This window comes from Colwellia aquaemaris, from assembly GCF_057548755.1.
In genome coordinates this window covers 393,837-419,262 of record NZ_BAAJLV010000001.1, presented here as the reverse complement: position 1 = coordinate 419,262, position 25,426 = coordinate 393,837, and the positions used below count along the sequence as shown (strand labels likewise).

The 25,426-nt window shown below is 39.5% G+C and carries 19 protein-coding genes; 14 read left to right on the top strand and 5 right to left on the bottom strand.

Annotated features, from left to right (window positions below; genetic code table 11):
* Positions 1-224 precede the first annotated feature (224 nt).
* From folE2 to AC27HL_RS01875, 4 genes are all read left to right on the top strand, one after another.
* Positions 225-1,151, top strand: a complete 927-nt coding sequence (folE2, locus tag AC27HL_RS01890) for a GTP cyclohydrolase FolE2 (RefSeq protein ID WP_487078607.1) — start codon at positions 225-227, stop codon at positions 1,149-1,151.
* A gap of 690 nt (positions 1,152-1,841) precedes the next feature.
* A complete protein-coding gene (gene gltB, locus AC27HL_RS01885; RefSeq protein WP_487078605.1) occupies positions 1,842-6,302 on the top strand; it encodes a glutamate synthase large subunit in 4,461 nt (1,486 codons plus the stop codon).
* Positions 6,303-6,330: 28 nt separating this feature from the next.
* Positions 6,331-7,779, top strand: coding sequence for an FAD-dependent oxidoreductase (locus tag AC27HL_RS01880; RefSeq protein ID WP_487078604.1), 1,449 nt, complete (start codon positions 6,331-6,333; stop codon positions 7,777-7,779).
* A gap of 207 nt (positions 7,780-7,986) precedes the next feature.
* The gene (locus AC27HL_RS01875; protein WP_487078603.1) at positions 7,987-8,814 is read left to right on the top strand and encodes a substrate-binding periplasmic protein; all 828 of its coding nucleotides are present in this window, start codon (positions 7,987-7,989) and stop codon (positions 8,812-8,814) included.
* An 11-nt stretch (positions 8,815-8,825) separates the two neighbouring features.
* Here AC27HL_RS01875 and AC27HL_RS01870 read toward each other — a convergent pair whose 3' ends face one another.
* Positions 8,826-11,015: a sensor domain-containing diguanylate cyclase gene (locus AC27HL_RS01870; RefSeq protein WP_487078601.1), complete on the bottom strand. Its 2,190-nt coding sequence runs from the start codon at positions 11,013-11,015 to the stop codon at positions 8,826-8,828.
* 298 nt (positions 11,016-11,313) lie between these two features.
* Positions 11,314-13,209: a beta-ketoacyl synthase gene (locus AC27HL_RS01865; RefSeq protein WP_487078599.1), complete on the bottom strand. Its 1,896-nt coding sequence runs from the start codon at positions 13,207-13,209 to the stop codon at positions 11,314-11,316.
* Positions 13,210-13,350: 141 nt separating this feature from the next.
* Between AC27HL_RS01865 and AC27HL_RS01860 the strand changes: the two genes are divergently transcribed.
* Positions 13,351-14,370: a GlxA family transcriptional regulator gene (locus AC27HL_RS01860; RefSeq protein ID WP_487078597.1), complete on the top strand. Its 1,020-nt coding sequence runs from the start codon at positions 13,351-13,353 to the stop codon at positions 14,368-14,370.
* Positions 14,371-14,381: 11 nt separating this feature from the next.
* Here AC27HL_RS01860 and AC27HL_RS01855 read toward each other — a convergent pair whose 3' ends face one another.
* Entirely contained in the window at positions 14,382-14,693 is a 312-nt protein-coding gene (locus AC27HL_RS01855) for an ArsR/SmtB family transcription factor (RefSeq protein ID WP_487078596.1), read from the bottom strand.
* 177 nt (positions 14,694-14,870) lie between these two features.
* On the opposite strand from AC27HL_RS01855, the gene AC27HL_RS01850 reads away from it, so the two are divergent.
* The 3 genes from AC27HL_RS01850 to AC27HL_RS01840 are packed head-to-tail and all read left to right on the top strand — an operon-like array spanning position 14,871 to position 19,726.
* Positions 14,871-17,462: an efflux RND transporter permease subunit gene (locus tag AC27HL_RS01850; RefSeq protein WP_487078595.1), complete on the top strand. Its 2,592-nt coding sequence runs from the start codon at positions 14,871-14,873 to the stop codon at positions 17,460-17,462.
* Between the two features lie 31 nt (positions 17,463-17,493).
* Entirely contained in the window at positions 17,494-18,315 is an 822-nt protein-coding gene (locus tag AC27HL_RS01845; protein WP_487078593.1) for an outer membrane lipoprotein-sorting protein, read from the top strand.
* 10 nt (positions 18,316-18,325) lie between these two features.
* Positions 18,326-19,726 carry a hypothetical protein gene (locus AC27HL_RS01840; protein WP_487078592.1) on the top strand — a complete coding sequence of 467 codons (1,401 nt, stop codon included), beginning with the start codon at positions 18,326-18,328 and terminating at the stop codon, positions 19,724-19,726.
* On the opposite strand, the gene AC27HL_RS01835 is transcribed toward AC27HL_RS01840, so the two are convergent.
* Positions 19,727-20,173, bottom strand: coding sequence for an Lrp/AsnC family transcriptional regulator (locus AC27HL_RS01835; RefSeq protein WP_487078591.1), 447 nt, complete (start codon positions 20,171-20,173; stop codon positions 19,727-19,729).
* Between the two features lie 163 nt (positions 20,174-20,336).
* Between AC27HL_RS01835 and ctlX the strand changes: the two genes are divergently transcribed.
* A complete protein-coding gene (gene ctlX / locus AC27HL_RS01830) occupies positions 20,337-21,224 on the top strand; it encodes a citrulline utilization hydrolase CtlX (RefSeq protein WP_487079868.1) in 888 nt (295 codons plus the stop codon).
* Between the two features lie 37 nt (positions 21,225-21,261).
* Here ctlX and AC27HL_RS01825 read toward each other — a convergent pair whose 3' ends face one another.
* Complete coding sequence (locus AC27HL_RS01825; protein ID WP_487078589.1) at positions 21,262-21,597, bottom strand: DUF2956 domain-containing protein; 336 nt, start codon at positions 21,595-21,597, stop codon at positions 21,262-21,264.
* 150 nt (positions 21,598-21,747) lie between these two features.
* Between AC27HL_RS01825 and AC27HL_RS01820 the strand changes: the two genes are divergently transcribed.
* From AC27HL_RS01820 to AC27HL_RS01800, 5 genes are all read left to right on the top strand, one after another.
* Positions 21,748-22,380, top strand: a complete 633-nt coding sequence (locus tag AC27HL_RS01820; RefSeq protein ID WP_487078588.1) for a dUTP diphosphatase — start codon at positions 21,748-21,750, stop codon at positions 22,378-22,380.
* 135 nt (positions 22,381-22,515) lie between these two features.
* Positions 22,516-23,175, top strand: a complete 660-nt coding sequence (locus AC27HL_RS01815) for a DUF2726 domain-containing protein (RefSeq protein WP_487078586.1) — start codon at positions 22,516-22,518, stop codon at positions 23,173-23,175.
* A gap of 182 nt (positions 23,176-23,357) precedes the next feature.
* Positions 23,358-23,474, top strand: coding sequence for a prepilin-type N-terminal cleavage/methylation domain-containing protein (locus tag AC27HL_RS01810; protein WP_487078585.1), 117 nt, complete (start codon positions 23,358-23,360; stop codon positions 23,472-23,474).
* 247 nt (positions 23,475-23,721) lie between these two features.
* Positions 23,722-24,432: a 5'-methylthioadenosine/S-adenosylhomocysteine nucleosidase gene (gene mtnN / locus AC27HL_RS01805; RefSeq protein ID WP_487078583.1), complete on the top strand. Its 711-nt coding sequence runs from the start codon at positions 23,722-23,724 to the stop codon at positions 24,430-24,432.
* Positions 24,432-25,409 (top strand): cobalamin biosynthesis protein CobD/CbiB, encoded by a 978-nt coding sequence (locus AC27HL_RS01800; RefSeq protein ID WP_487078581.1) that lies wholly within the window; start codon positions 24,432-24,434, stop codon positions 25,407-25,409. The genes mtnN and AC27HL_RS01800 overlap by 1 nt, the downstream gene beginning before the upstream one ends.
* Positions 25,410-25,426: the final 17 nt, after the last annotated feature.

Below are 25,426 nucleotides of genomic sequence, written 5' to 3'. Positions count from 1 at the left end.
CATATTCTTGATCAATATCATTATCGCCATGACAAACATTGCTTTTAGTAATTGGATGGTTCAAAATGGCCGCCCTTTTTAAGGTCACAGCATTACCTGCCGCTTCAGATATTCAAATAGGCTTATCTGGACAGAGATAATAATGCAAATTTTAATTTTTACTATGTACTGAAGTTACCATAGATAGCCCTTTACATAGTGCACAAGCGAAAAGCGGAGTCAAAATGCCAACAATAATGCCTGATATAGCAAATCATACCACAGCACAAACTGAGGGGACTTTGGATTGGGTCGGCATGGGAAATATCGAAATGCCCATCATGGTTGCCTCAAAAGGTCAATCTGAACGTATGGTTTCAGCTTACGTAGACGCGTTTGTAAACCTTAAAGAGCCAAAAGCGAAAGGCATTCATATGTCGCGCTTATACCTATTGCTTGATGAATTATCAAACTCAAATGTACTAAATCATCAAAGTTTAGTGACATTGCTTGATGGTTTTATTAGCAGTCATCAAGAACTTAGTGATAATGCCAAAGTTAAGTTCAGTTTTGATTATCACTTACGTCGTAAATCTTTAATAAGTGGCAAACAAGGCTGGAAAGCATACCCAGTTACGATCACTGGCCGTTTAAACAAAGGCAAACTTGATATCGAACTAAGCGTTGATGTTCGTTACTCTTCAACCTGCCCATGTTCTGCCGCCTTAGCTCGCCAGTTAATACAAAAAGCATTCAAAGATAAGTTTTCAGATAGCAATGAAATCAATTTAGATACAGTACATGAATGGTTGGGCACAACAGAAGGTGTTGTCGCCACTCCACATAGTCAGCGTTCTGTTGCTGAGTTGAAAGTGAAATTAAATAGTACGACAACAGAGTTTCCAATTACGGATTTAGTTGATTTGATTGAGAATTCACTTAAAACACCAGTACAAGCTGCCGTTAAGCGTGAAGACGAGCAAGAATTTGCACGCCTAAATGGTCAAAACTTAATGTTTTGTGAAGACGCAGCGCGTCGTTTACAACATACCATGAATACTTCTGAACAATTTGATGACTTCTGGCTACGTATCAATCATTTAGAATCTCTGCACGCCCATGACGCGGTTAGTGTAACAACTAAAGGCATTGCTGACGGTTACCAACCATAGCGGCTTCACGCCCCTACACTCTAGTAAATAACAAATAAACCTCTAGCAAAATAGTACCTTGCTGGAGGTTTTTTACTTTCTAGTCAGCTAATATTTATGTAATTACCAGTCTGTTTCACTTTAAAAAACACATTATCGCTGAAAGTTTCCAAATTTCTTAGCTACTGTTAGCTAATCGCACTTATTAATAGCAAGTTATTAATTTCTAACCCGATAGCCCTGCCGACTATTTGCTTAGTACTTTATCGATTCATCATATTTACTCAGCATAATTTGGCCAAACACATGACTCTAGCCGTTAAAAGTAAAGATTATAACGCTGAATAAATATTGAATATAAACAAGGGCTATATTTTTCAAATTGCAAAATATTCCCCCACAAAACAACATGTAATTAAATTACAAAAATATAAATTTTAATTATGTTTTTGCTAAAACCCCCGCTAAAAACGCAGAAAAACAGCATGAAAACTCATTAAAAACCAAGTTTAGTGCGATAAAGCATCAAACAACCTGTAAAAAACCTACGAGCAATTACTCTATTTACATTGACGTTTCAATTGTAAATGTTTAATGTAGGCATGATTCCAACAAAATAATTTAGACTATTTATGCAATATAAGCATAATTATATCCATTTTAATTAATTTCAAAAAAACAAAAGTTGGTGCGATTATTTAGGAGAAGAGAATGCAGCTTTACGATCATACCTATCAGAAAGACAATTGTGGCTTTGGCTTAATTGCCCATCAACACGGCGAAAGAAGTCATAAGCTAGTAAAGACTGCAATTCATGCGCTCGACAGAATGCAACATCGAGGTGGTATTGCTGCCGACGGAAAAACCGGTGATGGTTGTGGTTTACTGATGCAAAAGCCAGATAGTTTTTTTCGCGCCATCGCTGAAGAAAATAATTGGCAATTAGGCCGAAAATACGCCGTTGGCATGATTTTTCTCAATCCAGATCCTGTACAAGCTAGCCTAAGTAAAAAAGTTCTTGAAGAAGAATTAGCCCGAGAAACGTTAACGTTAGTAGGCTGGCGCGAAGTACCTACCGATATATCGACATTAGGTGAAATCGCTAAAAGTAACCTGCCAAGTATTGAACAAGTATTTGTTGATGCGCCTCCTGGTTGGCGTAATCGAGATTTAGAGCGCCGTTTATATATGGCACGCCGGCGCGCAGAAAAACGCATTACAGATGAACGTTTCTATGTGGCAAGCTTGTCTTGCTTAGTAACTATCTACAAAGGCTTAATGATGCCGGTAGATCTGCCAAACTTTTATCTTGACCTTGCTGATATTCGCATGCAAACCGCTATTTGCTTATTTCATCAACGTTTTTCAACTAATACCTCACCACAATGGCACTTAGCACAGCCATTTCGTTATTTAGCGCATAATGGTGAAATTAATACCATAAAAGGCAATAGACAATGGAGTCGAGCACGTACTCACCGTTTTCAATCTCCACTACTACCCGACTTACAAGACGCTGCGCCGTTTGTTAACGAAAAAGGCTCAGACTCGTCATCATTAGATAACATGCTGGAACTGTTTCTAGCGGGTGGTATGGATTTATACCGTGGCATGCGATTACTAATGCCACCAGCTTGGCAAAATAGTCCGCTTATGGATGATGATTTAAAAGCGTTTTATGAATTCAATTCTATGCATATGGAGCCATGGGATGGCCCTGCAGGTGTTGTTGTTACCAATGGTCGCCATGTTGCTTGTAACTTAGACCGTAACGGCCTGCGCCCTGCTCGTTATGTTATCACTCGTGACGGCTTTATTACACTTGCGTCAGAAGTTGGTATTTGGGATTACGGTGAGGATGAAGTTGTTGAAAAAGGCCGTTTAGGCCCTGGCGAGATGTTCGCTATCGATACCTACACAGGTAAAATATTTGACTCTAACGCCATAGATAACGAACTTAAAGTTCGTCATCCTTATCGCCAATGGCTAAATAATAATATCCGCCGACTAATCCCATTTGACCAACTCGATGGCGAGTTAATTGGTCAACGCGTTTTTAACGACCAAGAAATTGCTCAATACCATAAAATGTTCAACTACAGTTATGAAGAAATTCATCAAGTAGTAAAAACATTGGCAGAAAATGGCCAAGAAGCGACTGGCTCAATGGGCGATGATACGCCTATGGCGGTTTTATCAAGCCAGCCTCGCTCTTTATACGATTATTTTAGGCAACAATTTGCTCAAGTAACTAATCCACCAATTGATCCATTGCGTGAACGTTACGTTATGTCGCTTGGTACTTGTATCGGTCGAGAGCATAACGTTTTCAATGAAACAACTGGTCATGCTGATCGCATTTTATTTGCCACGCCAATATTAATGTATACCGGCCTAAAGCAGCTGCGTGAGCTGGATCCTAAGCACTACCGCTCTGATACGTTAACGCTGAACTATGATCAAGATGAAGGTTTAGAAGCCGCGATATTACGTTTATGTGATGAAGCGGAAGAATTAGTACGTGAAAAAAATACTGTAATCTTAGTATTGTCAGATCGCCAAATACACCAAGGCATGCTACCAATTCCAGCAGCAATGGCAGTTGGTGCGGTACAAAAACGCCTAGTTGAACAACAACTACGTTGCGACTCAAATATTATTGTTGAAACCGCATCGGTTAGAGACTCTCACCAGTTTGCCGTTTTATTAGGGCTTGGTGCAACTGCCATTTATCCATTCTTAGCTTACGAAACCATAGAACAACTTGTTCAGCAAAAACAAATTGATTTAACCCCACGCCAAGCCGTAGTGAACTACAGAGAGGGCATAAATAAAGGGCTGTTAAAAATATTATCAAAAATGGGGATTTCCACCATAGCAAGTTATCGCTGTGCTGGTTTATTCGAAGTGATCGGCTTAAACCAAAATATTATGCAGCTTTGCTTCCCTGATTTACCAAGTCGTATTCAAGGCGCTGATTTTTCTGACATCGAACAAGATAATATTAATCTCGCCCGTAAAGCCTTTTTACCACATCAAAAAATAAGCCATGGTGGCTTATTAAAATATGTTCACGGTGGTGAGTATCACGCTTATAACCCTGATGTTGTCAGCACACTACAAACCGCTGTTCGTAGTGGAAACTATAAAGATTATCAAGTATTTGCCGAGCAAGTTAATAATCGCCCAGCTGCCGCATTGCGTGATTTATTAGCCTTAAAAGATGACCAACCAGCGATTGATATTGCTACTGTTGAGCCGGAAAGCGAGTTATTTAAACGCTTTGACAGCGCCGCGATGTCGATTGGCGCTTTAAGCCCAGAAGCCCATGAAGCACTAGCCATCGCCATGAACCGCTTAGGTGGTTTTTCAAATTCTGGCGAAGGTGGTGAAGACGAACGTCGCTTTGGTACGGTAAAAAATTCTCGTATTAAGCAAATCGCTTCTGGCCGTTTTGGCGTTACACCACACTATTTAGTCAATGCTGATGTATTACAAATAAAAGTGGCGCAAGGGGCTAAACCAGGTGAAGGAGGACAATTACCAGGTGATAAAGTCACACCGTTAATTGCGAAACTGCGCTTTTCAGTACCTGGAGTAACCTTAATATCGCCACCACCACACCATGATATTTATTCTATTGAAGACTTAGCTCAGCTTATTTTCGATTTAAAGCAAGTGAATCCAAAAGCCGTTATCTCAGTCAAACTAGTTTCTGGTCCTGGTGTCGGTACTATCGCCTCAGGTGTTGCCAAAGCTTATGCCGATTTCATTACCATTTCTGGTTACGACGGCGGCACAGGGGCAAGTCCTCTAACCTCAGTAAAATATGCTGGCTGCCCTTGGGAGCTTGGCTTAGCAGAGGCACATCAATCATTAGTCACCAACGGCTTACGCCATAAGGTGCGCTTACAGGTCGATGGTGGTTTAAAAACTGGTATTGATATTGTTAAAGCAGCCATTTTAGGCGCCGAGAGCTTTGGTTTTGGCACCGCGCCTATGGTAACGCTAGGCTGTAAATTTTTACGCATATGTCATCTAAATAACTGCGCAACAGGTGTGGCAACACAAGACGAAGTGCTACGCGAGCAGTTCTTTAAAGGCTTACCTGATCAAGTAATGAATTACTTTAAGTTCATTGCACAAGATGTCCGAGAAATATTAGCGAAATTAGGCGTAGAAAGCCTAACAGCAATTATTGGTCGTACCGATTTACTTCAGTCTTTATCTGGTATTAGTGCGAAACAGCAAAAACTGGATCTGTCTCCTATTATCGCACCAGTTGTCGCAGGAGAAGATACCGCTCTTTATCAAACAGAAGAAAACCAACCTTTTGATAAAGGCGAGTTAAACCAAAAATTGGTAACGCTGGCAGCAGAAGCTATTGCGCATAGCCAAGGTGGCGAGTATCGATTAACGATACAAAACACCGACCGCTCTGTTGGCGCGGCATTGTCAGGTGAAATTGCTCGTCAGCATGGCGACCAAGGAATGGCAGCAAATCCAATTAAAATTGCTTTTAGTGGTACCGCGGGGCAAAGTTTTGGGGTTTGGAATGCCGGTGGTTTAGAAATGACCTTAACCGGAGATGCCAATGATTATGTTGGTAAAGGTATGGCGGGTGGTAAATTAACCATTAAGCCACCAAAAGGCGTCGAGTACTTAAGCCATGAAGCCATGATCATGGGTAACACCTGTTTATATGGTGCTACTGGCGGCAAACTTTATGGTTGTGGTAAAGCCGGTGAACGTTTTGCAGTACGCAACTCAGGCTGTCATGCGGTTATTGAAGGCACTGGTGATCATGCTTGTGAATATATGACCGGTGGTATTGTCACTATTTTAGGACAAGTCGGCGTTAACTTTGGTGCCGGTATGACAGGTGGCTTTGCTTATGTGTTAGATGAAAATAATGATCTTAATATCCGTTTAAATACTGAATCAATTGAAATGTTACCTATTGATGAACTTAGCATTCATCAAGAGCATTTACGTGGCATTATTAGCCAACACTTTGACGAAACCAGTAGCCTAAGAGCACAAGAAATTTTAGCTAATTTCTCATCTTACGCACCATTATTTAAGTTAGTGAAACCAAAAGCAACTGATGTAAAAACCTTGCTAGGTCATCACAGCCGTTCGTCTGCAGAACTTCGTGTTCAAGCACAGTAACAAGAACACGAGTTGGAGAAGTTAATTCATGAGTAAAAATATTTATCAATTTATCGATGTAAAACGCATTGATCCGCCGAAAAAGGCCATCGAACAGCGAAAAATCAATTTTGTCGAAATTTATCAACCGTTAAGTAATGAACAAAGTGCTGGCCAAGCCGATCGATGTTTAGATTGCGGCAACCCCTATTGTGAATGGAAATGCCCAGTGCATAATTACATTCCACAATGGTTAGAGTTAGTGACCGAAGGTAAGATATTCGAAGCCGCTGATCTTTGTCATGAAACCAATAGCCTGCCTGAAATGTGTGGCCGCGTTTGCCCGCAAGATAGACTATGTGAGTCAGCCTGTACCCTTAATGATGACTTCGGTGCCGTTACCATAGGTAATATTGAGAAATACATTACCGATACGGCAATTTCTCAAGGCTGGAAACCCGATCTTTCTGACGTAATTTCAACCGGTAAACGTGTCGCAATCATAGGTGCTGGTCCTGCGGGCATAGCTTGTGCCGATGTGCTCACTCGTAATGGTGTTCAAGCTGTAGTATTTGATAAGCATGCGCAAATTGGCGGCCTGTTAACCTTTGGTATTCCATCTTTTAAACTAGAAAAAGACGTTATTCAAACTCGTCGAGAAATACTCGAAGGCATGGGTATCGAATTCCGCTTAAACACTAATGTCGGTGTTGATATTAGTTTTGAAGATATTAGTAACGAGTTTGATGCGGTATTTTTGGCACTTGGTACCTATACCGACATGGCTGGCGGCTTTGAGCATGAATCAGCGCCGGGTGTATACAATGCACTAGATTTTTTAATTGGCAACACCCAAAAATTAATGCAACTTTCGCAAGAAGACGGTAATGAAAATGCTAAGCCATACGTGAATTTTTCTGGTAAAAAAGTTGTCGTACTCGGCGGCGGTGATACTGCCATGGATTGCGTTAGAAGCTCTGTTCGACAAGGCGCAACCTCAGTTACCTGTGCTTATCGTCGCGACGAAGCAAACATGCCTGGTTCGCCACGCGAGGTACAAAATGCTAAAGAAGAAGGTGTTGATTTTCAATTTAATATTCAACCTCTTGATATTGCTGTTGATGACGAAGGCAAAACGTGTGGCGTTAAGTTTGTCAAAACACAACTTGGTCGCCCTGATGCTAATGGCCGTAGAAGTCCGGAAGCCATTGAAGGCTCTGAGTTTATGATGCCAGCAGATGCTGTGGTAATTGCCTTTGGCTTTTTACCTAGCCCACCGCAATGGATGAAAGATGCCGGTGTCGAGGTAGACAGCCGTGGCAGAGTGATAGCCTCCGACAGTAGCGATTTTGCCTTGCAAACCAGTAAGGCTAACATTTTTGCTGGTGGTGATATGGTACTTGGCTCTGACTTGGTGGTAACTGCGATAGATCAAGGCCGAAAAGCAGCAATCGGCATACTTGATTATGTAACCACAAGCCAACAAAAACAGGCATAACTAAGCAGTATTATACTATTTGCTAAGGGAGTAACCATTATCTTCGAGCTGCACCTTGCGCTGATTTCCTAGCTTAACTCTGAAACTGCATCTTCAAGTGGCTTGGGTATAAACATCACTCTTTAAATTTAAGCGGCTTCGGCCGCTTTTTTATTGCTTAATCATGACTGCTTCGACAAAAGCCTATCAATAGTCTAGGCTAAAACTATGTGCGAGGGAGGTTATGACGTAACAGTGGCTAAACTCAATAAAATAAAAAATTCCTTTAATTTAACTACAACAAAGTTAATTTTATTCCCGTATCTTTTACTGCTCGCTTTTTCGATATCGCTGTCGACGAACGGTAGTGAGTTGCCAAAACTCAATATCGTGACCGAGAATCTTGTCCCCTACCAAATCCTAAACACTAATGGCCATTTAACTGGCTTGTCCGTTGAAATTGTTCAGGAAATGCTACAAAGGCTTGCCGTAACACCTAATATAAAAGTTATGCCATGGGCTAGAGCATATGAAATAGCAAAAAATGAAGCTAATGTGTTGATATTCTCTATTGCTCATACGCCACACCGAGCAGATTTATTTCATTGGATAGGTTGTATTACCGATGAGAAATTTTCATTTTGGGGGCTAAGAAAATACTATGGCAATAGCAGCTACAGTATGGCGCAACTTAAAGCGCATAAAATTGCGGTTTCACGGTACTCAAATGCAGAGCAATTTGTTTTAGATAAGGAATTTTCAAACATATTACGATTAATCCAAGAAGATCAAAATATACAAATGCTGTTTAATAGTCGTGCTGACTTAATTGTTGCAACAGAATTAACGGTAAAACATAGGGCTAAAAAGCTAGGTTATGATTATCAGCAACTCGTTAAAGTGCGTAACGCTAACGAACTTAATAATAAACTCTGTATAGCTTTAAGTTTAAAAAGTGAGCCGCAATGGGCCCAGCGTTTAAGGTTTGCTTATCAGCAACTAGAGCAAGATGGAGTTATTTACAAGCTTAGGCACAAATGGTTGTCAGATCAATAGCTATACCGGTGCTAGTCTAAATGTGTTACTGACATTTTATTCCGACTATTGTTCTTTACCCAATATAGCTGTTCATCAGCAAGTGCTATCCACTGCTCAATTTTTTCAGCATAACTTGCCTGGGCGGTAACTGCACCAATAGAAATAGTGACACCGAGATAGTGCTCTCCATCATAAGGAAAGCAATGACGAGCAACCTCTTCACGCAATTCTTCAAGTTTTTGTATCACACCATGTTTTTCATCATGTTGAGCAACTACGATAAACTCCTCGCCGCCAAAGCGTGCAACAATATCACTACGACGATCAAATTTGTTTTTCATTAATTGCCCAATATATTCTAAGCAGTTATCGCCAATAAGGTGGCCATATTCATCATTTAAACGCTTAAAGTGGTCTAAATCCAGCATTGCCACTAACATAGCGCCATTGTTACGAGATAATATTGCTTGCAGGTCACTAAATTTTTGCTCTAAATAGCGGCGATTATATAATCCCGTCAAGCTGTCTTTATTTGCTAGTTCTTTTAACGCTTTATTCGCCTTATTAAGATCACGCGTTCTCTTTTCAACTTTTTCTTCCAAAATATATTGGTGTTTCAAGAGACTTTGTTGTGATTTTTGCAATTCATTGTAAAGAGTTAAAAACTCCGTTGGTGCTTCAAACGGCATAGCTTTGTAGCCGTCTTTTCCGCCACCATTAGCAAGTTCGTTTAAGGCAAACTTCAATGGCTGATTCAACGTATGCGAAAACTGGTTAGCTAACAAGACAACAAAAATGAAAATAAGAAACAGCGACATAAAAATGGTGAGATATTGTCGCTCAATTAAATTCAGTAATTGGCCATGCTCTACCACGACAAATATTTTCCAACCATTTTTTAGCGAACTTTGTCGATATAAGTAATGATTTCCCTGACTATTGCCGGCATCTATCGTCATCAATTTATGCTTCAATTTTTCCTGAATAATAGTAAAGTTAAATTGAGATAGAGTAATTAAGGCTAAGTTATCATCAGCATAAATAATGTTATTATTTTCATCTGTTAATATAATCGAAATACCATCATCATTATTTTCAATACTTTTGGCACTCTCAATCATATTAAGATTTAATGAACCTTCAACAATCCCTGTCGGCTTTTCGCTGTTATTTTGATATATCGGCGCACTTATTGCGACAATAGGATCAACACCAAAACCTCGGCCAAGAAAAACCGGAGAAACATATAAACTTTCATTGTAAAAGGCTTGAGAAAAGTAGGCCCTATCAGCAACACTAAATGCACTTTTAGGAAGGTTATCCAACAAGTCTCCTGGCGATGCAGCCGTTATATTAGCCTCTTCATTGGCAATTAGCATGGTTAAATATCCAGGGTATAACTGGTGAACTTTTGCTAAAGCCTCAGCATATTCATTAGTATTAATCACCGATAACTTATTGGCCGTTTGAGCAATTGCGATCATATGTTCACTGATATAACTTTCAACCATACGATTAAGGTATTTGCTGCTAATTTCAAGTTTCTCTTCAAACTGTTGATGGTGAATATCATTTAAGCTTCGGCTTAAAAACAAACAAATACCAACCACAAAAAATGCCGACATTACCCACAAAATATAATGTAAATATTGCTTTAAGTTTTTTTCTAGCTTCGGTTGTTGCGATTGAACCCATGACGTTAGTCTTTCACCAAAAACAAAAAGAAAAATAACAGCCATCGCCGTATAAAACACAGCATTTATACTTTGTTTAAATAATGAAAATAGCACATAACCCTGTGCATCAGCATTGTTGATCCAAATAAAAAATGCCGTTAAAGGCATGCCAATGATTAGCCAATATAAGAAGTCTGCGGTTGGTAAATACCACCCACGTCCACGCATAAAAGCAACGAACAAGGCTTCTAAGCCAAACGTGACAAAACCAAAAGGATGTCCCCAAATGTATAACAATGGCGTTACACAAATTAAACTCGTTAGTAGCGCTAAAGGAGGACGCAAATAAGCGGCAGCAATAATAAACACAAAATTGCCTAAAATCAGGGAAATGTTATAGGCCAGTTCAATAGGAAAGCTATTAATAAGTGCGCCAAACAAACCCAGTAGAATTGCTAAAAAAACAGGTTTATATTGTGGCTTTTTAATTTCGGTAGGTTGCTCTTCAAGCTTCAATGATATCTTTATCGGGGAGATAGTCATCTATAACACACCACATTACTCATAAGTAAATTGCTAAAATTCAAACCACATTGCATTAAGTACATTTTCTACCCATACATTAAATCCTTTTATTAGCTGACCTTTTTTGATTACGTTTACCCTCTGTAGAAAGGACCGGCTATACAGCTCACAATTTCAAAACACGATAAAATTACTTCAAAATTAGCGGCATTTTGATACAGCTAAGTCTAACTTAGCTTTCACTCAACTATAGTGCAATAAAGACAAAAGCCCTGTCAATAAAATTGCAGGGCTTTATAAATTAACGAGAAATACTTTAGCTCATATCAGCAAATGGATTAACTTGAGGTAAAGAAATTTTATTGGCAAAGCCCGTTACGCTAATATCTTCTGATGATAGCTCGACATCATCATCGGTTAATGTGCCATCGCCAAAACGATAAATTATTTGAAATTCACCATTGTCAGCTTGTTTTTGATAATCAGCTCTTGCGCCGTTAACTAAGGCTAATTTATCACGGTAATTAACCATAGCATCACTACCATGGCGCTTTTCTATCATAGATAGAGTAACCTCTGGTGAAAATAGCGTCGCGGTCGCATTATTCCCACCAAAGCCTTTCGAATTAATAAAGGCTACATCCATATTATGACAATCCCAATGCTCAGTCGCTATATTTAAGCGCTCGCTATACACATCATCGGCCACTTTATCGATAGTGGTTATACCCGGCATAATATTGTGTTCGAAAACACCTAATGCCATCGCCACTTGGTCACCACTTGCTGGGCCGATAGTATGGCCAACAAAAGCTTTTGGCGCTGCCACTGGCCAGTTAGAAATATTAAAACTTTGCGCAACACGATCATAAATTAACGATTCGGTAACGCGGTTTTGCGGTGTACTTGAACCATGGGCCAAAATAAAGCTGCGCTGCTGAACAGATTCTTCACCAACAATCGCTGTTGCTAATGCCACTGATTTCGCCATAGTAATGTAATTACCAGGGCCAGGTGCAGTAATAGACTTCTTAATGCCATCGGCATTGGTATAAACATCAGCAACCGAACCTAAAACATTTGCGCCCAACTCAAGGGCTAGGGCATCATCGACTAAAATGATAAACTGCGCCGCTTCACCTATAGTAAAACCACAGTTATCACCAAATGGGCGACTGGTTCGACGATGGTCTGCAACATCATTGCCGTCGAGTTTTTTCAAACCTTCTTCATTCGCCAACGCACTCATGTTACCAAAACCTTCAACCACTTCAGGGGTAATTGCACAGTCATTGCTACCAACGATAGCCACACGAATACGGCCTGCTTGAATATCTTGCACTGCCGCTTTTAAGTTATATAAAAATGTTGCACATGCGCCAGTGGATGTGAAAGTTGTACCAACATTACCGGTAACATAAGCATTAACAAAATCAGTCGGCATAGTATTTAAGCCAAGCGCTAAGTTTTTCGTTGAAACTCGCTCACCTTTAAGGCGGTTTTGCATCATACCGCCAACGCCTTCAGCTTGTGTTTGACCAAATACAGATGCCGAGTAAGTACCGATTTCATCTGGGCTTACTTTATCGGCAATTTCATTCCAGCTATAGCCTGTTGAATGAATTGCATCGGCAGCACCAAATATTGTAGCTTGTAAGCCACGTGGCTGGTAACGGCTATTGTATAAGCTCGCTGGTTTAAACCCCGTTGGAAATTGCCCTGCCGCCTTAATTGGATTGTCGCGAGTTGAGTCATGCTTAACTTCCACTTCGCCAGCAATTTCAACACGAACACGCTTATCTTCTAGCTCAGTTACCTGCCAAGTGCGAGGCAATGGATTTGGTAAATCACGTGCACGTGTTTCAAAGCTAATTCCTTGCTCACCAACATCCATAGTTAATTTCTGCTGCCAAGGCGTTGCATCAGGATCAAAATGTTCATTTTCGATTTTACGAATTAAAGTGCCGGCCAGAATTTCTTCACCAAAACGTTGTTCAACAGCAGATTTTTCTACAGCATTACCTGCTTGGTCAACAAGCTCGCCATCTTTGCTGGTTAGCAAATTCATTAAGGTCGCTAAACCCACAAAAGTTTCTTGGCGAGCTTCAGCATTTAGTTTATCGATAACAATGCGACGAAAGCCTTGATGAAAGGAAGTTCTACCAGCAGCATTAATGCCACCCATGCCAATGATAATCGGTAATGCAGTCATGAAAAATCTCTTTAAAATTCAAACTTAATATTTAGTTGTTTGTAGTTTAAAAGTTAGTAAAAATAATTAATAATCAATAATAGCCAAAAAACATGCAAATAAGGCCACAAACTAGCGTAAGCTGCCGATAAGTGAATTTATATGAAAGCTAAACTCAAGCGTAATAAAGAAAACAGTATCAACATTGCCTTACTCCTCTATGACCACATGTTGGCTACCAGTGTCAGCTTACCGGTAGAAATGTTGCGTGCTGGCGAGGCTGTCGCACTACAAGAAAATCGAAACGCGCCACGTCTGTCTATTCAAATGGTGGCAGAATCTGTACAACCAATTTCAACACGTGCGCTTATTAAATTGTTACCAGATACCGATGTTGAAAGTGCGCAAACACCTGACTTTGCCTTTATTCCAAGCTTATGGCGTAACCCAAGGCCCACCATAATTAAGCAACCTAAAATGCTCAATTGGCTAAATAATATTTGGCAGCAAGGTGCAACATTAATTGGCGGTGGTACTGGTGTTTGTTTAATCGCGGAAACCGGAATTTTAGACCACCACCCAGCAACTACCCATTGGCACTATGTTGAGCAGTTCAAACGTGATTACCCAAAGGTTGACTTAAAACCCGACTTTTTTATTACTCAATCAGAGCGAACTTACTGCGCTGCCAGCTTGAACGCGTTAGCCGATATCGTTGTACATATTATCTTTCAAGTTTACGGACAAAATGCCGCACAACAAGTAGAAAGAAACTTTTCTCATGAAATACGAAAACCATATGAAGAGCAACGCTATTTAGAGGGCGCCGGAGACCGACACCCTGATGAGCTCATTAGCCAAATTCAGTTCTGGCTACAAACTAATTTAAACTCATCATTAACACTGCACGAAATTGCTCAACAATTTGGTATCAGCCAACGAACCTTTACTCGAAGATTTAAAACAGCAACAGGCGTAAGCGCGAATCAATATTGGCAAAAATTAAAAATTGAAACGGCAAAAGAATTACTGGCGGCAAGTAATTTATCAATTCAAGAAATTGCCTTTCAGGTAGGTTATCAAGACCAAACTAACTTTACCCGTTTGTTTAAGCAGGCACTAAATCTAACGCCTAAAGCTTACCGAGCTATGGTAAGAAAAAAACTTTTTAGTAGCGATTAGCGCCATCCAGGCTATGCACAAAACTCACTATGTAAAAAGCTAATCAACTTCACCACCGAAGGATTAGCAATGCTGTAAAATATGGTTTGAGATTCGCGACGCGTTTTTACTAAGCCGTCTTGACGCAACCTAGCTAAATGCTGAGATAAACTAGATTGGCTTAAATCAATAAAGTTATTAAGTTCATTTACCGACATTTCTTTCTCGCCAAGGTGACATAAAATTAATAAGCGATTCTCATTGCTCATCGCTTTTAATAATTCAGCCGCTTGTGAGGCGTTACTACGCATTTCTTTTATATCAATTGGTAAAAGGGTCGTCATTTATTTCTCTCTAAAGCGGCAGTATCAATCCCGCCGCTATATAAAACATATTGAAAATTTAATTCTAGTTGGATATTACATTAGATACTGCTAATATAAAAGTATATTACGATTCTCTAATATAGCAAATAACCATCTTTATCTATACTCGTGTTAGTTGCTCACTAAGGAAATACATTGAATTATCAACGCGTTTTAAATTTTGCCATTGCTAAACCCAAAGCAATTTACTCATTAGTGTTATTCATTACCTTATTGAGTTTAGCCATGATACCTATGATTGAAATTGATACTGATCCAGAAAATATGCTCAGTAAAGATGCACCAGCTCGGGTATTTCACAATCATATTAAAACTGACTTTTTAATGCGCGATATGATCGTTGTAGGCCTCGTCAGTGAAAACAACATTTTCACTCCCGACACCTTAGCCACTGTTGAGCATTTAACTAATGATATTCTTCAGCTTGATGGCGTTATTAAGCAAGACTTATTATCGCTCAATGTCGTTGACAACATCAGTCAGCTAACTGACGAAAACGGCCAAAACCAAGGTATTGTTTTTGAATATTTAATGAAAAATGCGCCGGCAACAACGCAAGGCAGTGCGGCAATTCAACAAGCAGTAAAACGTTTGCCTATGCTCAATAACACACTGGTTTCTGGCGACGATAAAGCTATTGCTATTTATGTGCCTATCGTTAGTAAAGATCAAAGCTACATTATCGCAGAAGAAATTAGAGCAATTAGCGAAAACTATATTCACCAGAAAAATACAGATTTAGCTTTTCATATCACCGGTCTGCCGGTAGCTGAAGATCAATTTGGCTATGAAATGTTTGTTCAAATGGGCGTGGCAGCGCCTTTAGCTGGTTTAGCAATTTTTGTGTTACTTTGGTACTTCTTCCGTAATATCCCACTGATCATCGCCCCTATGGTTGTTGCTATGGCAACCGTGCTTATTATTATGGGTGCGTTAATTGGCTTAGGTTTTACTGTGCATATTATGTCTTCGATGATTGCAATATTCTTAATGCCAATTGCTGTGGTTGACTCTGTGCATATTCTTTCCGAATTTGCCGATCGTTATAAAGCCGGCGACAAAGCATCAGATACTGTCAAACAGGTGATGAAACACTTATATACCCCTATGTTGTTCACCTCTATTACTTCAGCAGTCGGTTTTTATTCACTAATGCTAACACCAATTCCACCAGTGAAAGTATTTGGCGCCTTTATCGGCACCGGTATTTTACTAGCATTTTTCTTAACCATTACTTACATTCCCGCTTATATCGCTCGCATGAAACCTAAAACACTGGCGAACTTGCAACGTGCTTTACAAAGGATGGAGCAAAAAGGTCGTTTAGCAAACAGCTTACAACAACTTGGTGTTTTTTCAGTAAAGCGAGGCAAAGTAATCTTAATGGCCTTTATTGCTTTATTTGCCGTTAGTCTTGAAGGCATTACTCGTATAGAAATTAACGATAATCCTGTTAATTGGTTTAAAGCCGATCATGAAATTCGTATTGCCGACAAAGCTCTAAATCAACATTTTGCTGGCACTTACGACGCATGGTTAGTTTTTAGCAATAACAGTGTTAATGAATCCGCTGCTGTTGATCGCTTTCAGCAAGTGTTATCAGCTGTTAAGGCAAGCTCAACAAAATCAACTGTTGTAAAATTAGTAGAAAAATTACAGCAAAATAAAACCGCAAGCAGTAAGCAAAAAAATCCATTCTTTTCACAAAACTTATTAATTAGCTTAGATGACTTACGCTTTGAAGCGCCTGATACTGAGCAAGCTTGGCTCGAGCAACTATACAATATTAGCGAACAAGCATTGACTGCTAAACAAGTATTTACTGAGCCTACTATGCTCAACTGGCTAGCCGACTTGCAAAGCGCATTGGTCGCCAATGGTGATGTTGGTAAAGTTAATAGTTTGACCGATATTGTAAGTACCGTTAATCGAGAGCTTAAATCAGGCGATGACCACGACTTTGCTATTCCAACAACAAGTCAAGGTGTGGCACAAACCTTACTACAATTTCAATCATCTCATCGACCGCAAGATTTATGGCACTTTGTTAGTCAAGATTACCAAAAAACATTGCTTTGGTTACAAATGACCAGTGGTGATAACCAACACATGACAAAAGTTGTTAACTGGGTGGAAAGCTACATCACTAACAATCCTCCGCCAATGAATGTGCAATATCAATGGGCAGGAAAGTCATACCTAAATGTTGTGTGGCAAGACGCTATGGTCAGCGGTATGATCGACAGCTTGTTATCGTCGTTTATTGTCGTGTTTTTAATGATGATGTTACTATTTAGGTCAATCAAATATGGTGTGCTTGCCATGCTACCACTGACTTTCACGATAACGATGATTTACGGTCTGATCGGTTGGTTTGGCAAAGCGTATGATATGCCTATTGCAGTATTATCAGCACTAACTTTAGGACTTTCTATCGATTTTGCTATTCACTTTATCCAACGAGTTCGCGAGTTAGAAAATGAATATCAAAGCCTTACACAAGCACTTAGCGCCATGTTTCAAGAACCAAGCCGGGCAATTAGCAGAAATGCCATTGTAATTGCCATTGGTTTCACACCGTTATTATTATCGCCATTAATGCCTTACATCACTGTTGGCTTTTTCTTGGCCAGTATTATGATCATGTCGGCATTAGTGACATTAGTGCTATTACCGGCATTGCTTACTTTACTAAAGCGCGCTAAACCGAGCGAAAAAACAGCTTAGTAACGTCATAAATTTAATGGAGAACTAGAGCATGAAACGTTTACGTGATTTGTCTTTATCAAATATAAAGCCTCTAATGCTAACAATGTGTATCCTCGCACTTACTATTAATAGCCCATTGCAGGCACAAGAGTTAACTGCTCAACAGATAATCAACAAAGCAAATTTAGCCGCTTATTACGCAGGAGATGATGGTAGCGCACAAGCAAGAATGATAATTGTTGATGAGAATGGTCAAAAACAAATGCGCCAATTCTTTATTTTACGCCAAGATATTGCCGATCTTGGTGATCAAAATATGTTGGTATTTTTCTCTCGCCCCAGTAATGTTAAAGACACAGTATTTCGTGTTGAAAAACACACCACTGAGGATGACAATCGCTGGTTATACTTACCCGCACTCGATTTAGTAAAGCGTATCTCTGCTGGTGATAAACGCACCTCATTTGTTGGCTCACACTTTTTTTACGAAGATGTTTCCGGCCGAAACCCGAATGAAGACACTTTTTCTTTATTAAGTGAAGATGACAATAGTTACACCATTAAAGCACTACCCAAAAACAAAAATAGTGTTGAGTTTAATTATTACACCATCAACATTAGTAAAAGTAACTTTTTGCCGACAGTGAGCATCTATTTTGATGCCCAAAATAAACCGATTAGAAAGATGACAGTGCTAAAAGTTAAAGATATTGCAGGTAACGCGACGGTAATGAAATCTCGTATCACTGACCTGACTAACAACAGCTATACCGAATTACAATTTCGCAAAGTAAAATATGATATTGGTTTACCTGAAAATATTTTCAGCGAGCGCAGCATGCGCACTCCACCTAAAGCCTGGTTAAAATAAAATATTAATTATGACATCTTCATTTTTACGCTCATTATTGCCGTTTATCATCGCTTTACTTGCTACAGCAGCTTTACTAACTAACAATCAAGCACAAGCAATAGCTGCGCAGAATAACTATGGCAACATTAATGACAATATTCCTGAGCATACTAGTGAAGAAGAGGACGACTGGGATGATGATTGGGCTGAAGAGCAAGAAACGTCACTCTGGCAAGTTACTGGCTTTATCGAAACTGCCTATGGCCAATTTCTGCAAAATAATGTTACTGAAAAATCATCATCACTTAATGAAATAAAAGCGAGAATGAATATCGACTATAGCCATCCAAGATTTCAGTTAAATGGCAAAGTCGATAACTATTATGATGCAGTTCTAGAGAAAGTAATATGGCAAACTCGAGAGCTAAATGTCGCCGCCAGTGTATCCAGTTTCCTTGACGTAAAAATTGGTCGACAAGTGCTTACCTGGGGAACCGGAGATTATTTATTTCTTAATGATTTATTCGCTAAAGACTGGCAATCTTTCTTTTCGGGTCGAGCAGATGAATATTTAAAAGCTCCGTCTGACAGCATACGTACAAACTGGTACTTTGTTGACGTAAATTTTACGTTAGTTTGGACACCAGAATTTACTCCAGATAACTACATTACCGGAGAGCGCTTCTCATTTTACTCACCACAAATGCAGCAAGTGATAGCGCCTGATGAAACGCTTCTGATCGACAAAACCAATAAATCACAATGGGCAGCACGCCTAAATACCCACATTGATAATATTGAACTTTCAATTTATGGTTACCGTGGTTTTTGGCCAACGCCTATGGGCAATAAAGCACGAATAATTGAAGAAATGTCGACTCAACTGCCAAGCCAGTCACAAAGCCAAGGGTACTTTCCAAAGCTAAATACTTGGGGGGTAAGTGCATTAGCACCTTATTTTGGGGGAATATTTAATTTCGAATATGCCAGCTATAATAGCATTGAAGATCAACAAGGAAATGATAACAAAATAGCGAATGGCCAACACCGGTTTTTGATAGGGTATGAGCGAGAACTTGCCAAGAACTTAACCGCCAGTGTGCAATATTACTTAGAGCGTACAAAAGACTATCACGCTCTTATAAAAAACACCCCGCTACCTGAGCAAGTAGTTAATGAAAATCGCCAGTTAATGACACTCCGTTTAACCTACCGCACTCAACAACAAACATTAACCTACTCACTGTTTAGCTTTTATTCACCAACAGACGATGATGGCTACCTAAAGCCAAGTATTAATTACCAATACAATGACCAATGGCTATTCAGTGCTGGTGCAAATATATTTTTTGGTAAGAATGACTATTCATTTTTCGGGCAGCACCAAGACAATAGTAATATTTGGCTAAGTACTCGATTCCAATTTTAATTAAGCTGAAGTTAATAAAATACTTGTTTCGCTATTAAGTACACCCTCAATCATACGCACTTGTGCCAATACATGGTCAAACTCAATTAAGCTACCCGTTTGTAATTCAGCCACTAAATCCCAAGCCCCATTGGTGGTATGTAACTTTATTAACTGAGGTAGGCCTTTTAAGGTTTTAATAACCTGTGCCGTAGAGCGCCCTACAACTTCAATCATCATGACCGCTTTAATCGAGTCTGACTCAATGGCTTCATGTGCTCTTACCGTGAAACCTAATATAGCACCAGAAGAAACAAGGCGATCAATTCTATTTTGCACTGTGCCTCGTGATACTTTCAATCGTTCAGACAGTTTAGAAATTGACGCTCTACCATCTTCACGTAGTAAGGCAATTAATTGCTGATCAAGTTGATCGTGTAGATAAGGCTTTACCTTTAAATTTGTCATATCGCCAATCCAACCTTACAAAATGATAAATATTAATCATAAATAACAACAATAATGACATTTTAACTAGCAAAAATAAAATTTACACTTTAGTTATAATTTAAGTTCGTACTGGAAACTTGCCTTGACTGTTTTAAACCCACAAGCTCCAAACAGTGTTGTCATGATCAGAGCACACCATTTTTTACCTAATCCGCAAACCCTTGATGACAATAGTTTTCAGTCAAAACAACTCGCTGCAACAGCACAAGAAATTGCTAAGAATGCATATAGGGAAATTAGCCAAGCAAAAGTCACTTTGGAACAATACGGAATAACTGTGCATATGTTTGAAGATGAAGGCTTAAAAACACCTGATTCAGTATTTCCCAATAATTGGTTTTCAACCCACAATGGCGGCCATATTGCCATTTACCCTATGTATGCCAATAACCGCCGCCTAGAACGACGTAGCGATATTATCGAATTGCTTAAACAGCAATATAGAGTACAGGACATAGTTGATTATTCAGGTTTGGAGCAAGATAAAATTTATTTGGAAGGCACTGGAGCTATGGTATTAGATCATTTAGACCGAGTCGCGTACGCAGTGCAGTCTAAAAGAGCGAACTCTTTAGCGCTTGAACGCTTCTGTACACATTTTAACTATGAACCTATGTTATTTGACGCCGTAAATCACACAGGGCAAAGTGTTTATCACACCAACGTACTAATGTGTATAGCCACGGAGTTTGTATTATTGGCACCTGAGATGATCACAAACCCTTTACGCCGTGAAGAAATTATTCAGCGCCTGCAAGCATCAGGCCGTGAAATTATTACATTATCAGAGCAACAAATTGATAGCTTTTGTGGCAATGCCATCGAACTTCAAGGCAAAAATGGCCGAATACTCGCTTTGTCGACAACGGCATATAACGCCTTAACACCGCATCAAATATCCTTAATACAAAAAAGTGCAGAGCTTGTTGCTATCAACGTTGAAACCATTGAGCTAGCTGGTGGGTCGATTCGCTGTATGCTAGCAGGCGTGCATTTATCCGCTCGATAAAGCTACCAACGCATCGCAAGCCACGGTATTTGTATAATTAAACGGCTATAAAAAAGTAAGCCCAACTGGCAAGTAATAACACCCAAGGTAAAAAAACGAATATTGAATTTTTAAGCTTTGAGGTTTGCTGTTTGCTTTCTGTCGGTTGAGGGCTTAAATCTGTTACATTTTTAGCGTTAGTGAACGATTGTTTTTTACGCTGTTTATCACGCTCTCGTGCTTTCGCTTTCTGCTGTTTCTTATATTCGCTAATTCCCTTTTCGATACCTTGAGCAATTAATTTAGTTTGTTCTTTAGTTAATGCTTTCTTTTGTGTGGCTTTAGCTATACGTAATGCTTCTTGTTGCACTTGTGTCGAGACTTTAGTTGTCAAAAACTACTCTCTGTTCTGGTTAGTTATATGAGTATAATGCCATTAATATTTCATAAATTTAAGTACAATGCTTGTTAGTTTATGTTTGCTGCGGCAAACTATTAATAAGTCACCTTGTTGACCGTCAATTCCACTAGAATAGAGAGAAAAATGAGCGATTCACTTAGCACCGCAAAAAATCAAATATTACAAATGTTATCAATGCAAGACGCGATGAATTCACGCGTAAGTGAAACTTGGCGCGATAACAACTATGAATGGTACCGTGCCATCTGGGTTGAATGTGCTGAAATGTTAGATCACCACGGTTGGAAGTGGTGGAAACATCAAGAAATCGACGTTGCTCAAGTACAACTTGAACTGGTTGATATTTTTCACTTTGGTCTAAGTTTACGTTTAATGGCAGGTGGTACTATTGAAGAAATTACCGAAACTTTATCGGTAGAGTTAACAGAAAATAGTGGTGAACAGGACTTTAAAATTGCCCTAGAAAACTTAGCCTGTGCAGCTGTTAGCAAAAAGGCATTTGATGCCGTAGCATTAGCCGATTGTATGCGTTTAATGTCAATGGATTTAAATGAGTTATTCCGCCAATACGTAGGTAAAAATACCCTAAACTTTTTCCGTCAAGATCACGGCTACAAAGAAGGTAGTTATATTAAAATTTGGCATGGCGAAGAAGATAACGAAGTGTTAGCGAATTTAGTAAATACCCTAGATGCGAGTGCAACAGATTTTCAACAGCAACTTTATACTGCACTAGAAGAAAAATATCCAAAATAAAATCAGCCACTTAATGGTAATTATATAAAAACCATTAAGATGGAATAGTTTTTATATAAACATCTCTGGCACAGTTTCTGCTTTATTTTGACACTATAAGATAAACGTCAAGAATTTGAACTGCCGGAGATGTCTATGGAACTCATTCTATTTGCTATGATCAGCCTTATTGTTATTGTTGCTTTGTTAGCAAGTCGCCTAAACGATAATAGCTTTCCTTTTCCTTTTGATCGTAAAACTGCCATTTTTACCCCGGCAGAAAAAAACTTCCAGAATTTAGTTGAACAAGCAATGGGTGGCAGATACCGCATTTTAAATCGTGTTAAGCTAGCTGATATTGTCACTATTCGTAACGGTGTCTCTAATCGTGCTAGTCAAACGGCGGCGAATAACGCCAATGGTAAGTACTTAGATTTTGTTATTTGTGACCGAGAATCTATGAAGCTGCTTGGTGCAATTGATTTAGTCGATACTAAAGGTAAAGGCTACAAAGTCAAAAAAGACTGGTTTGTCAGCGGTGCATTAGAAGCTGCGGCCATTCCTCATATTCGTATAAAAGTAAAGCCCAATTACACTATTGATGAAATTCGCGCTTGTATTAATAGCCGTATTTTAGGCAATAATGCACCTTTACCAAAAGTTAAAGGTAGAGTTATTCCTGCACCTTTAGTTAAAGCCCGTCCTAGAAGTGTCGGTGCGATACCTGCCACGGCAGCAAAAGAACTAGCGCACACGTCAAACCCTATTACGCCGCAGCAAATACCTGCTCCACAAATGAGGGCTTTACCACATTAATGAATGCTATCTGATAGCATTTAAACGAATAAGCTAACTCGACACTATTTTTTGCGAGTTAGCATGTTTACATCCCGCCCATGTACATGGCATTTTGCAAAATTTAACAAGCTCTTCAATTCGTAACGGAGTAATCGCCGTTAAAACGTACAATTACATTATGAATTCTTCGGGGCGGCGACATGCAAAAATGTAAAGGTTTTACCCTAATAGAGTTAGTAATAGCCTTTGCGCCATCGGCAACCAGCGCACTGCGCGGGGTTAGGCTTTTCAAATTCGGAACGTACTATGGTCTTTAGTAGGCCAAAAGATTGCCGATTAAACGACTTATGCAACAGTTATTACTATAACCTTGAAACGGGTGCTGCCCCGAAATTTGGCGAGTTCACGTCAAGCTGCTAAGCAAGTGGCATATTTATTAACTCTTGCTACTAAGTTCATTTTATTTGCTTTTCTCATCAAAAGTTTGACCACTGCCAGCGACAAATACTGGTTCAGCCTTTATAATTAGCCAATATTAAATATTGTTAAATGTGATGGATAAAAATGAAAGCAGGTATTATTGGGGCAATGGAGCCAGAAGTTGCGATTTTAAAAGGCAAATTAAGCAATTGTGAAACATCAACACACGCTGGTTATACTTTTTATCAAGGGCAATTAGATGGCTCTGATGTGGTAATTGTGCAATCAGGTATCGGCAAAGTTGCTGCAGCTTTAGCAACAGCAATTCTTATTGATAAGTTTCAACCAGACTATGTGGTAAATACTGGCTCAGCGGGTGGTTTTGAACAATCACTTAAAGTTGGGGATATCGTTATCAGCTCAGAAGTGCGCTATCACGATGTCGACGTTACCGCTTTTGGTTACGAAATTGGTCAACTGCCAGCAAATCCTGCGGCTTATATTCCACACCCAACACTTGTCGACGCAGCAAAAGTAGGGGTTAGCTCTCTTGAAAATATTCAAACCTTAGTCGGCTTGATCACCACAGGCGATACTTTTATGACCAAAGATGATGATATTGCTAAAGCCAGAGCAAACTTCCCAACAATGGCGGCTGTAGAAATGGAAGGCGCAGCAATTGCCCACACTTGTCATCAATTTAACACACCATTTGTGGTTATTCGTTCAATGTCTGATATAGCTGGTAAAGAATCGCCGAGCTCTTTTGAAGCATACTTAGAAACCGCCTCGGTAAATTCTTCTCAGCTAGTTATTAGCATGCTTGCGGCGTTGCAAGGAAAATCATTAAACTAATGGATAGTTTGAGTAATATTTTAGCGACACCATACCTTTATTCTTCTGCGGTAATCCTGTTATTGGTAATTGCATTAAAGGCGATAGTTGGCTCTTTTACTACTCAACAACCATTCTCATTTTTTAATTTTTATTGTCAGCGCCTAGCCAATAAGGTCAACAAAGCCAGCAATAGTACCCGGCAGCAAAATATATCCGGTTTCATCGCCATTCTTGTTACCTTAACGCCCATTATTGCGATTCTCTGGCTGTTTGAAACCTTTATCGAAGTACCTTGGCTTTGGCATGGCTTATTGTTGTATTTAGCATTAGGCAATATTGGCTTAGGACGGGTCAACAAAGAAATTGCACGCGAACTTGTTGCCAATAATAATTACCAAGCCAAGCAAGCCCTTGCACCATACTTGTTACGACAAACGGAACAGCTTTCAATGCTAGGTCTTAGTAAAGCCTGCATTGAAATGCAAGTACTGCGTAGCTCGCAGCTGCTGGTTTGTGTTGGTTTTTATGCACTATTTTTTGGTCCGCTTACCGCCTTGTCTTTTCGACTGCTATTAGAAATGCATTACGTTTGGAACATAAAACTATCACGCTATATATATTTTGGCGCGGCAATTAACCATATTGTTAAGTTATTACAGTGGTTTCCCTCAAGAATATTTGCCATTATTTTACTGATTGGCACTGTTGGTAAAAGTCCGGTTCTCTGCTGGCGATTAACACGAAGTAAGTTCTTACAAACTGGTAATGGCTTATTGCTACATATTCTGGCATTAGGGTTGGAAATTAAGTTAAGTGGTGTGGCAATGTATCAAGGCAATAAATTACGAAAAACAAGCTTTAATGACCATGCCCGGCAACCACAAGCTACCGATATCATTCACGCCAACAAGCGTATCAACTACGCACTGTATATTTGTATTCTTTTAGTTATGATGGTTGCAATTATTTCATATGCAACATCTGGCTTTCGCTAGTGGTTTGATATTCTCCT